Raw genomic sequence first — 12,555 nt, forward strand, 5'->3', positions numbered from 1 at the left:
AATCGCGGTCAGGTGTATGAACCTGACTGCTTTTGCCGGTCCCGACCGGCGCTATTCGGCAGCCTGTCGTCGCGGTGTCTTTCGCCGCGCGGCAGGCTTCTTCTTTTTGTGCTGGCCGGCGGTGGCCGAGATGTCCTTCATCGGAAAGGCATCCACCGCGATCACCCGCGCGACCGCCTCCTGCGCTTCGCGAAGCTGCGTGAACTCGCCATCGGTGATGAGGTCCATGTCGTGTGCTTCCTGCGGGTCGCTGACCTTGCTGGCGCGCATCTTCTTCTCGATGGGCGCTGCATCGACGACGAGCCGGAACGCGCGTTCCAGATCCTTCAGCGGATGGTGGTCATGCCCCTGACCCAGATAGAGATCCGGCGTCAGCCGGTCCCGCTGCTCTGACGGTTTCATGAGGATTTCGGCAAGCTGCGAGGAGAGCCTGTCGGACGGCGCCGGTTTGGGCACGCCAAGGGGGAAGGCGATCAGGCGCACCAGCCAGGCGGCGGGCCGTGCCGGCAGATTGTCCAGAACGCCACGGAAGGCAACGCCGAGGCGTGCTTCGCCCTCAAGCATCAGATAGTCGACGACGGGCTTGTCTTCGGCAAACCGCCCCTCGCTCTCATAGCGTTTGAGCACTGCACCGAGGAGGTAGAGTTCGGCCAGAATGTCGCCGAGCCGCGCGGAGATCATCTCCCTGCGCTTGAGGGAGCCGCCAAGCGTCAGCAGGGCGAAATCCGAGAGCAGGGCGAAGGCCGCCGAATAGCGCGACAGCTTCTTCCAGTGATGCGGCATCGCGGCACTTTCGGGCGCGGGCCCGAGGAAGCCGCCGCTCCAGCCGCGAACGAATGCGCGTCCCGCAGTCTTGAGGGCGTGGCCGACATGCTTCCAGAACGTGTCGTCGAAATGATCGAGCCCTTCTTCCCTGTTGTCGCTCGAAAGCGCCAGAAGCTCTTCCAGCATATAGGGGTGGGAGCGGATTGCACCCTGTCCGTAGATCATCAGATTGCGGGTGAGGATGTTCGCGCCTTCGACCGTGATGCCGACGGGAACGGCGCGATACATCGCGCCCATATAGTTGTTCGGCCCGTCGATGACGGCCTTGCCGCCATGAATGTCCATGGCGTGCTCCACGGAGCGGCGCATGCGCTCGGTGGCGTGGTATTTCATGATTGCCGAGACAACCGAGGGCTTGTGCCCTTCATCCAGCGCCGCCAGCGTGACGCGCCGCGCGGCATCGATCAGATAGGCGTTGCCGCACAGTTCGGCGAGCGGCTCCTGAATGCCCTCGAACATGCCGATGGGCACGTTGAACTGCGTGCGCACCCGCGCATAGGCCCCGGTGGCGCGCGCGCACATGGCGGCGGATGCGGCCGACTGAGAGGGAAGCGAAATGCTGCGACCGGCGGCGAGCGCCGTCATCAGCATGGTCCAGCCCTGGCCGATCTGTTCCTCGCCGCCGAGAATGTGATCAAGCGGCACGAACACGTCCTCGCCGTAGAGCGGTCCGTTCTGGAAGAAGGTGTATTGCGGAATGTGCCGGTCGCCGTGGCGCACGCCCTTCGTGTCGGTGGGCAAAAGCGCGACGGTGATGCCCAGATCCTCGCCCCGGCCAAGATGGTTTTCCGGGTCGTGCATCTTGAAGGCGAGGCCCATCACCGTGGCGATGGGGCCAAGCGTGATGTAGCGCTTGTGGAAATTGAGACGCAGGCCGAGCACCTTCTTGCCCTTCCACGTGCCGTATTCCACCACGCCCGTGTCGGTCATGGCGGCGGCGTCGGAGCCCGCATGGGGCGAGGTGAGGCCGAAACAGGGCACTTCGCGGCCGTCGGCCAGCCGCGGCAGCCAGTATTTGCGCTGCGCCTCTGTGCCGAAATGCATGAGCAGTTCGCCGGGGCCGAGCGAATTGGGCACCATCACCGTGACGCCCGCCACGATGCTGGCGGAAGAGAGCGTGCGCACCACTTCCGAATGCGCGGTGTTGGAAAAGCCGAGCCCGCCGAACTCCTTCGGGATGATCATGCCGAAGAATTTGTTCCTGCGCATGAAGTCCCAGACGGCGGGCGACAGGTCGCGGTCACGCCAGTTCAGCGTCCAGTCGTCGACCATGGCGCAGAGTTCGCGCACCGGCCCGTCCATGAAGGCCTGTTCCTCGTCCGAAAGAAGCGCCGGCGGCATTGCCACAAGCTGCTCCCAATCGGGATCGCCTGTGAACAGCTCGCCATCCCACCAGACCGTGCCTGCGTCGATCGCCTCGCGTTCCGTTTCCGAAATCGGCGGCATGATCTTTCGCGCCCAGTTGAAGATGGGCTTCGAAACATGGTCGCGGCGGAAAGTCTTCAAACGCATGGCCAGCCTCCGATGTTGCGCCAATATATCAGGCTTGCACGTTATAGGCGAACGACGGACGGCCCGGGTTTGTTCCCGAACGTGGAAGCTTTACCCGAGCGCGCTGCGCAGGCGGTTTCGGGCAATCCGGAGCCGGTTTCGCACACGCCGTGTCAGGCTGAGCTGCGCCGCCGCCTTGCGGACATGCCGGTCCGAATCGGGCGTGAGCCCCACAACCATGGTGCCGAGCGGCCTCCGCTCGCTCCACAGGCGGCTCATCACGGGATGATCCGGCACCGCGCAGGAATCCGTCATGATGATGTTGGGATCGTCCAGATGCGTCTTGGTGACCTCGATCATGAGAAGCGTGCCGGGCGAATAGGCGGCGAAGCCTTCGTCATAGGCCGTCTTCCACGTATAGGCGGTGCCGTTTTCGATGAACACGATGAGGCAGGCGATCACCGCGTTATCGAGCGTCAGCATGTGAATGCGGCACATGTCGCGCTCGCACAGCCGGTGCACGGCTTCGCGGGCGAAGGCGGCGCGGTAGCGGTCGATGGCCATGGCCGAGCGTTCGCGGCCCTTCCAGCCCGAAGCCTCGAGTGTCAGAAACGCTTCGATGCCGTGGCGCACTTCGTCGGGGTGGCGGGCGATCCTGTAGTCCAGCTTGCCCATTTCGCCCAGCCGGCGCTTGAGGCGGCGGAACTCGCGATAGTGATGGGCGCGCAGCGAATCGCGCAGATAGGTGTCGCCATCAAGCGCGCTTTCCAGCGTCGGGCGCTCGATGCGGTTGGTGATCTGGAAGGGCAGGTTCCGCGCATCCACCACCGTGCGCAGGATCGCCGCAAATGCGCCGTCCAGTCCCACATCCGGCAGAACGAACACTTTCGGGTGGTCGAGATGGGGCCGCGCCAGCATGGCGAAGAAATCTTCGATCACGCCGGCCGGATCGTCATAGTCGACCAGTGGCGTGCCAAGAGGGCCAAACGGGTTCGACCAGGTGCGCAGAACCGGAACGCTGAAAGGCAGAAGCGGGCGCTCGATGGTGAAGGGAACGAGAAGCCGCAGGCGATTGCGCTCCTCCGTGCCGTCGCGGATGACCGCAAGCCGCACTTCGCGGTCTTCAAGACGCGGCATGGCCGGCGCCAGAAAACGCGGATTGAAGAAGATGTTGGTCTCGATGGAGCGCGCCGCCAGATAGTCGAGCTCGTCCACCAGCTCGAAGCCGGCGGACGCCGGATAGATGGCGAGCTTGCGTTCGCTCTGCTCGGCTGCAAGCAGCGCCAGATGTCTGGTGTCGGTTTGCTGCGCGATATCGGTCAGGTGATCGCTTGCCGCGCCCGATGCGCCGCTGCTCGATTCTTCGAGGAGAGGGGGGATGCTCAAGAGGAAGCCTCCTTTCTGGCGCGCGGGAGGAACACCAGCATGCGGATTCCAAGCTTCCGCCAGGCGGTGAATGAGAGGGATGCTGCTTCGAACAGAATGGCGAGCCCGGTGGCGATGGCTGCGCCCCACAGGCCGTAGACCGGGATCAGAGCCATGTTGAGCCCGATATTGATGCCGAGCGTGATGGCGTAGATGCCGGCGCACACTTTCTGGTAGCCGCTCATGGTGAGAAGGCTCTCCGCAGGCCCCACGGCCGCGCGGGCAACCACGCAGGAAACCAGAAGGAAGAGAAGCGGATAGCCGGCCGTGAAGCCGCTGCCGAACAGCATGAGCATGGGCCTGCCGATGATGAGCACGACAACGCCCATGGCGAGCGATGGCCAGAAGGTCCAGGTGACCGTCTCTGCCGCGAAGGCTGCAAGGCCTTCCCTGTCGCCGCCATGCATGTAGGCCGAATAGCGCTGCGCAACGCTGGCCTTCACCGCGAAATAGACGAAATGCACCAGCGCCAGCGTTTTCACGGTGGCGAAGTAGATGGCCACATCCGTGGGCGTCATGTAGCGACCGACCATCAGCACATCGGCATTGGTGAGCAGGAAATAGAAGCTCTCGACCAGAAAGATCGGCAGCGAAATGCCGACCCAGTGCTTCATCAGGAAGCGGGGTTTGCCGGGCGGCGTGCTGCGCTTCACCCGCGTCGTGATGCTGACGAATTGCAGGAGCGTGGTGGCATAGGTGGCCAGAATGGCCGTGATGATGGCCGTCTTTGCGTCGGGCGCGTAGCCGGAAAGAACCGCTCCCGCCATGAAGAGCAGGATCAGTATGGGGCGGATGAAATAGGCGGGAAGCAGGGCCCAGACCACCCATGCATTTGCCCGCGAGACGCCCTGCAGAAGGTCGCTCAGCGCCAGCATGGGCAGGCAGATGAGCCCCAGATAGAACGGAACCACGTAATAGGATTCGATATAGGGTTCCAGAAAGCGCAGGCCCGCCAGGCCCGCGAGCATGAACAGTGTCGAGGTGCCCAGCACGAAGAACCGGCCGGCAATGTTGACGCCGCGCAGCTCCGCAAAAGCACCCTTGGTGCGGTATTCGGGAATGAAACGGATGATCGCCGTGTGAAAGCCGAGGCACGAAATGTTGCCGAGGATGATCATCGTCACCCAGACCAGCACATAGATGCCGTATTCGAAACTGCCCATCCAGCGGGCCAGAAAGACCTGGCTGAAAAACGCGATGACCGCGTTGACAATGCGGATCGCGAAGGCAAGCAGTGCGTTGCGACCGGCCTCGCCACGCGCATCGCGTGCAGAAATGAGGGTGTCGAGCTTCGCAAGCCAGGGACGCGCGCGCGCGGCCAGCTGCTCCGGCAGCAAGCGTTCACCGGTCCCCGTCGCTGAAAAGCGCACCCGCCCCACTCCTCTCAAGTCACTCGACCTGCGGTTTAGCGCAAACTGCTTAAGAAAAAGAAAGGGCGGGCCGGGCGGTCGCTTCTTTGTTCCGGCAAAGAAAAAGGCCGGATGAAAACCCGGCCTTTTCGTTATCTGTTGAGAGACGCGCGAGCGCCGGACCGCCTAGGCGAAAGCGCCGTGGCAGTGCTTGTATTTCTTGCCCGAGCCGCAGGGGCAGGCTTCGTTGCGCCCGACCTTGCCCCAGGTTGCGGGGTCGTTCGGGTCGCGGTCCTCTGCGGCGACCATGCCGCCTTCGGCGCGGGCGAGCGTCATCGTCTCGCCGTCCGCGAACTCGTCTTCGCCCGTCGAACCGTCGATATGATGCGCCTGCATTTCCGGTGCTTCCGGCGGCGGTGCATCGGCGGCCTCGCGCACCAGCTCGACGCGCATGAGCTGCGACGTCACCACCTGGCGCAGATTGCTGAGCATCGACTGGAAGAGCTCGAATGCCTCGGTCTTGTACTCGTTCAGCGGATCGCGCTGGGCGTAGCCGCGGAAGCCGACGACGGAGCGCAGATGGTCGAGATTGACCAGATGCTCGCGCCACAGATGATCGAGCGTCTGCAGCAGGATCGACTTCTCGACATAGTTCATGATGTCGGGGCCGAAACGCTCGGCGCGGTCCTTGGCGGCAGCCTCGGCGGCCTCGCTGATGCGCTCGCGGATATCGTCTTCGGCGATGCCTTCTTCCTGCGCCCATTCCTCGATGGGAAGGTCCAGGTTCAGCGAATTCTGCACCGCTTCGCGCAGTTCCTTGGTCTGCCACTGCTCGGCATAGGCCTTTTCGGGGATGTGGCGTGCGACCAGATCGTCGACCGTGTCCTGACGCATCTCGGCGACGGTCTCGGAGAGGTTCTCACCGTCCATCAGCTCGATGCGCTGCTCGAAGACCACCTTGCGCTGGTCGTTCATCACGTCGTCGAACTTGAGCAGGTTCTTGCGGATGTCGAAGTTGCGCGCCTCGACCTTTTTCTGCGCCTTTTCAAGCGCCTTGTTGATCCAGGGATGGACGATGGCCTCGTCTTCCTTGAGGCCGAGCTTTTGCAGCATGCTGTCCATTCGGTCGGAACCGAAGATGCGCATCAGGTCGTCCTGGAGCGACAGATAGAACTTGGAGCGGCCCGGATCGCCCTGACGGCCGGAACGGCCACGGAGCTGGTTGTCGATGCGGCGGCTTTCATGGCGCTCGGTGGCCAGAACGAAAAGGCCGCCGGCGGCCAGCGCCTGCTCCTTGAGGCGCTTCACGTCCTCGCGGATGGCCTGTTCCTTCGCATCGCGCTCGGGGCCGGCTTCCATGTCGCCAAGCTCTTCGGCAATCCGCATTTCCGGGTTGCCGCCGAGCTGAATGTCGGTGCCGCGACCGGCCATGTTGGTGGCGATGGTGACAGCGCCCGGCTTGCCGGCCTGCGCCACGATGAAGGCCTCGCGCTCGTGATGGCGCGCGTTCAGGACCTCAAAGCCCTGCAAGCCTTCTTGACGAAGACGCTCGGCCAGGAATTCCGATTTCTCGATGGACGTCGTGCCGACCAGGATCGGCTGCCCCTTGGCGGCGGCTTCCTTGATCTCGCGGACAATCGCCTTGAACTTCTCTTCGACGGTCCGGTAGACCTCGTCGTCCTCATCCAGGCGCTGGATCGGCAGGTTGGTCGGGATCTCGATGACTTCGAGCCCGTAAATGTTGCCGAATTCTTCCGCTTCCGTCGAAGCCGTACCGGTCATGCCGCCCAGCTTGTCGTACATGCGGAAGTAATTCTGGAAGGTGATCGAGGCGAGCGTCTGGTTCTCCGGCTGGATCGCCACGTGCTCCTTGGCCTCAAGCGACTGGTGCAGGCCTTCCGAGAAGCGGCGGCCCGGCATCATGCGGCCGGTGAATTCGTCAATGATGACGATTTCACCATTGCGGACGATATAATCCTTGTCGCGCTGGAACAGTTTGTGCGCCTTCAGCGCATTGTTCAGGTGGTGCACGATGGCGACATTCTCGATGTCGTAAAGCGAATCGCCTTTGAACAGATCCGCTTCGCGGAGCATGTTCTCCATCTTCTCCGTGCCTTCTTCCGTGAAGGTCGCGGTGCGCTGTTTCTCGTCGATTTCGTAATCGTCTTCCACGAGATGCGGAATGAAGGTGTCGATCTTGTTGTAAAGCTCGGAGCGGTCGTCCAGCGGGCCGGAAATGATGAGCGGCGTGCGCGCCTCATCGATCAGGATGGAGTCCACCTCATCGACGATGGCGTAGAAGTGTCCGCGCTGGACCATCTGGTCGCGCTCATACTTCATGTTGTCGCGCAGATAGTCGAAGCCGAGTTCGTTGTTCGTGGCGTAGGTCACGTCGCAGGCATAGGCCGCGCGGCGCTCGTCATCCGACATGCCATGCACGATGACGCCGGTTGAAAGACCGAGGAAGCCGTAGAGGCGGGCCATCCACTCGGAGTCGCGCTTGGCCAGGTAGTCATTGACCGTGACCACGTGCACGCCCTTGCCGGACAAGGCGTTGAGGTAAACGGGAAGCGTCGCAACCAGCGTCTTGCCTTCACCCGTCTTCATCTCGGCGATGGAGCCTTCGTGAAGAACCATGCCGCCGATCAGCTGCACGTCGAAGGGGCGCATGCCCAGCGCGCGGCGGGATGCCTCGCGCGCCACGGCGAAGGCGGGAACGAGAATGTCGTCGAGCGACTTTCCGTTCGCGAGCTCCTTGCGGAACTCTTCTGTTTTTCCGCGCAATGCCTCGTCGGACAGCGCCTTCATTTCGTCTTCAAGCGCGTTGATCGCGGCGACGCGCGGGCGGAAACCCTTTACGCGACGATCGTTCGAGGAGCCGAAAACTTTGCGGGCGAGACCGCCGAGACTGACCATCCAGTGGTCCTTTCACTTTCTGACAGACGGCATTCAAGAGCGGGGTAAAGACCCTGCTCGCGCCGAGCGAGAGCAATTATATAACAATTCGTGTCCTGAAATGCGTTCTGGACGCAGGACATCAGGACAGATAAGAGGGGCCAAGAGTGATGTCAACGCCGCGTTAAACATGCGCTCTTGCGCAAAATTCCGCCATATTGATAAGCGGTTTGGGCTAAAACGGAATCACCAACGGAGAGTTTCATGCTGAAATCGTTTCGCCGTTTCCTGGCCATTCAGGTTGGGGCCGGTCTGACGCTGGCCGCTGTAGGCTTCATGCCTGCTCATGCTGCCGATGCCGATGTCGTCGCCACTGTGAATGGCATGGAGATCACGGAGGGCGATTTGGCTATCGCCAGCGCGGAGTATGGCGCGCAGTTCGGTAATCTGCCCGATCCGCAGCGCCGCGCAGCACTTCTTTCGGCGCTGATCGAGATCCGCCTGCTGGCCTCCGAGGCCGAAGAAAAGGGCCTTGCCGAGGGTGAAGCCTTTGAAAAGCGCCTGGCATTCCTGCGCAATCAGGCGCTTCATGCGGCCTTCATCGAGAAGATCGTCAACGACGCCGTGACCGAGGAAGATGTCCGCGCCAGCTACGACAAGCAGATCGCTGATGCGCCTGCCGTCAACGAGGTGCGCGCCCGTCACATTCTGGTGAAGACCAAGGAAGAAGCCGAAGCGATCATCAAGCAGCTCGAAGAGGGCGGCAATTTTGAAGAGATCGCCAAGGAGAAATCCACTGACGGTGCGGCAGCCAATGGCGGCGACCTCGGCTATTTCGCTTCCGGCCAGATGGTGCCCGAATTCGAAAAGGCTGCATTTGCGATCAATCCGGGCGAATTCTCCAAGGAGCCCGTCGAAACCCAGTTCGGTTTCCATGTGATCAAGGTTGAAGACAAGCGCGCCAAGCAGCCCCCGGCATTCGACGCCGTGAAGGATCGGGTACGCTCCCTTCTGGTGCGTGAGCGCTATGTCGAACAGGTTTCGGCGCTGCGTGACACCGCTGAAGTCGACGTCAAGGACCCGGCTCTCAAGGAATTCATCGACGCAGCCGAGAAGCAGCAGGAAGAAGCCGCTTCCGGGGCTGAAGCAGCCGGTGAAGGCGAAGAGACCAAAAGCGAATAGCGCTGAAGCGCAGGTTCAAATGGAAACGGCGGGCGCCTGGCGTCCGCCGTTTTTGTTTTGTCAGACGGTGCTGTGTGCACTGCCGGTCGGCTGACGCGCCGCCGGGTATCCGAGCTGTTTCAGCTTGCGTCGGAAAAAAAACTCGGGCAGACCGGCAGGAATCCAACGCTTCCAACCCGAGTAAGTTTGCCCCATGTCTGTTGCAGTCTCTCCTCTTGCTCCCAAGACCTATCCCGATATGCCCGCCATTGACGGTGTGCGCATCGCAACCGCTGAAGCCGGTGTGAAATACAAGGGGCGAACCGATCTCCTGACCATGGTGTTCGATGAGGGCACCACGGCTGCCGGCGTTTTCACCCAATCCAAGTGCCCATCGGCTCCGGTGGAACTCTGCCGCGAAAATCTGGCCGGCGGCGAGGCGCGCATTCTCGTCGTGAATTCCGGAAACGCCAACGCGTTCACCGGCAAGAAGGGACGCGCGACCACTTCTGCCGTGGGCGAAGCTGCCGCGGCTGCGGTCAAGGCGGACAAGAGCACGGTTTTCATGGCGTCCACCGGTGTGATCGGCGAGCCGCTGCCGGCGGAGCGCATTACCGGTTTTCTGGAGGGCATGGCCGCAAAGGCAGCGCCGGGCGGCTGGCTTGAGGCCGCCAGGGCCATCATGACTACCGACACCTATCCCAAGGTGGCGACGGCGACCGTGCGCCTTGGCGAACATGATGTGGTCATCAACGGCATTGCCAAGGGCGCAGGCATGATCGCGCCCGACATGGCCACCATGCTTTCCTTCGTGGCGACGGATGCGCCGATTGCCGCGCCCGTTCTGCAGGATCTTCTGTCGCGCGGAACCGGCAAGACCTTCAACGCGGTGACGGTCGACAGCGACACCTCCACCAGCGACACGCTGATGATGTTTGCAACGGGCGCTGCCGCAAAGCGCGGTGTCACGCCGATCAACGATCTGAAGGATCCCCGGCTTGCAGGCTTCCGCCGGGCGCTCAACCGCATCCTCAAGAACCTCGCGCTGCAGATCGTCCGCGATGGCGAAGGCGCGCGCAAACAGCTCGAAATCACGGTGACGGGCGCAAAGTCTTCCCGTTCGGCAAAAAAGATTGCGATGTCCATCGCCAATTCGCCGCTGGTGAAGACGGCGGTTGCCGGCGAAGACGCAAACTGGGGCCGCGTCGTCATGGCTGTCGGCAAGGCGGGCGAGCCGGCCGAGCGCGATCTCCTGTCGATCTGGTTCGGCGATATTCGCGTTGCCCATGAGGGGGAACGCGATCCGGCCTATTCCGAAGAAGAAACCTCCGCCTATATGAAGAAGGATGAGATCACGCTGCGCGTGGATCTCGGACTCGGGCGCGGCAAGGCCACGGTTTGGACCTGCGACCTGACCAAGGAATATGTCGCCATCAATGGCGATTACCGGAGCTAGGGTGTGCCAGGCCACGTGAGGCAGGACGTAAAACAGGATTTCGCCATCATCCGCCGCTTTGAGGCGGCGGGGTTGCGCGCTTGGCCTGCCGAAACGGTGGCCTATGACGGCACCTGGGTGCTGCGGTTGACCGCCGGTCACCCTGCAAAGCGCCTGAATTCCATCAATCCGCTCGATCCGGGCGATCATCGAAACCTTGAAGAGCGCATCGCGCGCGCTGCCGAGCAGTTCAAGGCCTATGGGCGGCCGCTCACCTTCCGGCTGTCGCCGCTCGCCGCGCCTGAAATCTCCACCTATCTCGACGAGCAGGGCTGGTCGACGCTTGGCCGTTCGCTTGTCATGGCGCTCGATTTGCGCGAGGCGGATCTGACCGAGGCGATGGACCAGATACCGCTCAAGGACCGGCGACGCTTCGTCAATGCCACGCTCAAGGTGCATGGCTATGAGGAACTGCACCGTGCGGGTCTTTCGCGTGTCATTGGCGCGATTCGCCCGGAAACCGGCCTGTTCGTCCTCGAAGAGGGCGAAGAGCCGGTGGCGACCGCCATCTGCGTGCATGACAGCGATCTGGCGGGGCTCTTTGAAATCGCGACGCGCCCTTCATGGCGCGGCAAGGGCTATGGCCGCCGTGTTCTCCTGTCTGCGCTCAAATGGGCCCAGTCGCACGGGGCGGAGCGGGCCTGGCTGCAGGTGGAGGCCGATAACGAGGTCGCCGTAGGCCTCTACAAGGCGATGGGCTTCCGCGAAATCTATTCCTATCATTATCGCCAGCCGCAGGAAGCGGTCGGCACGGAGCACGCCGAATGAACGATCTTTCCCAGCCGGCCAAGCCGATCCTGCTGGTCGCAGCCTGTGCGCTGGTTGATGCGGATGGGCGGGTGCTGCTCGCCAAACGCCCCGAAGGCAAGGCGCTGGCGGGGCTCTGGGAGTTTCCCGGAGGCAAGGTGGAGAACGGCGAGACGCCGGAAAACACCATTGTGCGCGAGCTTGTCGAGGAAATCGCCGTCGAGACGAAGACGGCGTGCCTTGCGCCGCTCACTTTCGCCAGCCACACCTATGATGATTTTCACCTGCTGATGCCGCTCTATGTCTGCCGCCGCTTCTGGGGCACGCCGCGACCGCAGGAAGGCCAGGAACTCAAATGGGTGCGCCCGCGCGACATGCGCGATTACCCCATGCCGCCGGCCGATGCGCCGCTTATCCCGCACCTCATCGACCTGCTGTAAAGCGCCTGTCGGCACAGAGCCGGGCCGCTCGAACAGAGTTAATCCTTCGTTTACGCAACAGTGACAAGTTGATTGCGGGGACGGGCCGTTTTCGCGGCAAGGTTTAACCATCTGGCGAGAGGTTGGTATGGTTTCTGGCGAATTTGGGGATACGGAACGCGCGGACTGGTCCACGCGGGCTGGCAATGTGGGCATCGGGGCGCTCAGGATTGCCCTGCTTTTTGGAACCGCAGCCGTCGCGCTCGCGCTGTTTCTGACGCCGGTTGTTGAAAAAAGCACCCGCTCGAAGATCGCGCAGGTTGGCGCGCCGTTCGGGATCGACCCCATCACCACGTCTTCCACGAAGCGGCAGGACCGCAGTTACACGATCCGGCGCAGTGTTTTGCAGCCCTCGCGCAACGCCACATGCATCATCCATCAGGATGGACGACGCAGCGGCGACTGCTGATCTCGTTAATCGGCTCTCAGCTTTTCTTAAGGCTTTTCGCCCAGAATTGCCTTCCAGACAGGGGGAGCCGGGCAAATGGGCAGGCATTTTCTCAAGGATCGGTGCGGCGCGACCGCAATCGAATATGCGTTAATTGCAGGCCTGATCGCGCTGGCGATCGTGGTCGGTGCGGCGCAGACGGGACAGCAGCTCAAAGCCAGCTATGGGGACGTCGCGAGCAAAGTGACCACGGCCAACCAGTAGGGCAGCCGCAGTCAATCTCTCCCGGCCTTCTCCGGG

At 62.4% G+C, this 12,555-nt stretch carries 10 protein-coding genes; 6 read left to right on the forward strand and 4 right to left on the reverse strand.

All coding sequences use genetic code 11. From position 1 onward, the window contains the following. Positions 1 to 51 precede the first annotated feature (51 nt). From NDI72_RS07090 to secA, 4 genes are all read right to left on the reverse strand, one after another. Complete coding sequence (locus NDI72_RS07090) at positions 52 to 2,337, reverse strand: acyl-CoA dehydrogenase (protein ID WP_283800031.1); 2,286 nt, start codon at positions 2,335 to 2,337, stop codon at positions 52 to 54. Between the two features lie 90 nt (positions 2,338 to 2,427). After that, positions 2,428 to 3,630, reverse strand: coding sequence for a GNAT family N-acetyltransferase (locus NDI72_RS07095; protein WP_502888378.1), 1,203 nt, complete (start codon positions 3,628 to 3,630; stop codon positions 2,428 to 2,430). 68 nt (positions 3,631 to 3,698) lie between these two features. Further along, positions 3,699 to 5,111, reverse strand: a complete 1,413-nt coding sequence (locus NDI72_RS07100; RefSeq protein WP_283800033.1) for a lipopolysaccharide biosynthesis protein — start codon at positions 5,109 to 5,111, stop codon at positions 3,699 to 3,701. A 165-nt stretch (positions 5,112 to 5,276) separates the two neighbouring features. Then, the gene (gene secA, locus NDI72_RS07105; RefSeq protein ID WP_283800034.1) at positions 5,277 to 8,006 is read right to left on the reverse strand and encodes a preprotein translocase subunit SecA; all 2,730 of its coding nucleotides are present in this window, start codon (positions 8,004 to 8,006) and stop codon (positions 5,277 to 5,279) included. A gap of 243 nt (positions 8,007 to 8,249) precedes the next feature. On the opposite strand from secA, the gene NDI72_RS07110 reads away from it, so the two are divergent. The 6 genes from NDI72_RS07110 (at position 8,250) to NDI72_RS07135 (ending at position 12,519) form a co-directional block, all read left to right on the forward strand. Continuing rightward, the gene (locus tag NDI72_RS07110; RefSeq protein WP_113153117.1) at positions 8,250 to 9,167 is read left to right on the forward strand and encodes a peptidylprolyl isomerase; all 918 of its coding nucleotides are present in this window, start codon (positions 8,250 to 8,252) and stop codon (positions 9,165 to 9,167) included. A 193-nt stretch (positions 9,168 to 9,360) separates the two neighbouring features. Then, positions 9,361 to 10,602 (forward strand): bifunctional glutamate N-acetyltransferase/amino-acid acetyltransferase ArgJ, encoded by a 1,242-nt coding sequence (argJ, locus tag NDI72_RS07115; RefSeq protein WP_113153116.1) that lies wholly within the window; start codon positions 9,361 to 9,363, stop codon positions 10,600 to 10,602. A 15-nt stretch (positions 10,603 to 10,617) separates the two neighbouring features. Then, positions 10,618 to 11,409 carry a GNAT family N-acetyltransferase gene (locus NDI72_RS07120; RefSeq protein ID WP_224924962.1) on the forward strand — a complete coding sequence of 264 codons (792 nt, stop codon included), beginning with the start codon at positions 10,618 to 10,620 and terminating at the stop codon, positions 11,407 to 11,409. Beyond that, complete coding sequence (locus tag NDI72_RS07125) at positions 11,406 to 11,828, forward strand: (deoxy)nucleoside triphosphate pyrophosphohydrolase (protein WP_113153114.1); 423 nt, start codon at positions 11,406 to 11,408, stop codon at positions 11,826 to 11,828. Before NDI72_RS07120 ends, NDI72_RS07125 begins: the two co-directional genes overlap by 4 nt. A 127-nt stretch (positions 11,829 to 11,955) precedes the next feature. Further along, positions 11,956 to 12,276, forward strand: a complete 321-nt coding sequence (locus NDI72_RS07130; protein WP_206553836.1) for a hypothetical protein — start codon at positions 11,956 to 11,958, stop codon at positions 12,274 to 12,276. Between the two features lie 75 nt (positions 12,277 to 12,351). Further along, positions 12,352 to 12,519, forward strand: coding sequence for a Flp family type IVb pilin (locus tag NDI72_RS07135; RefSeq protein ID WP_113153112.1), 168 nt, complete (start codon positions 12,352 to 12,354; stop codon positions 12,517 to 12,519). The last annotated feature ends 36 nt before the right edge of the window (positions 12,520 to 12,555 follow it).

Origin of the sequence: Nitratireductor sp. GZWM139, from assembly GCF_030068685.1 — a bacterium.
GTDB lineage: Bacteria > Pseudomonadota > Alphaproteobacteria > Rhizobiales > Rhizobiaceae > Nitratireductor > Nitratireductor aquimarinus.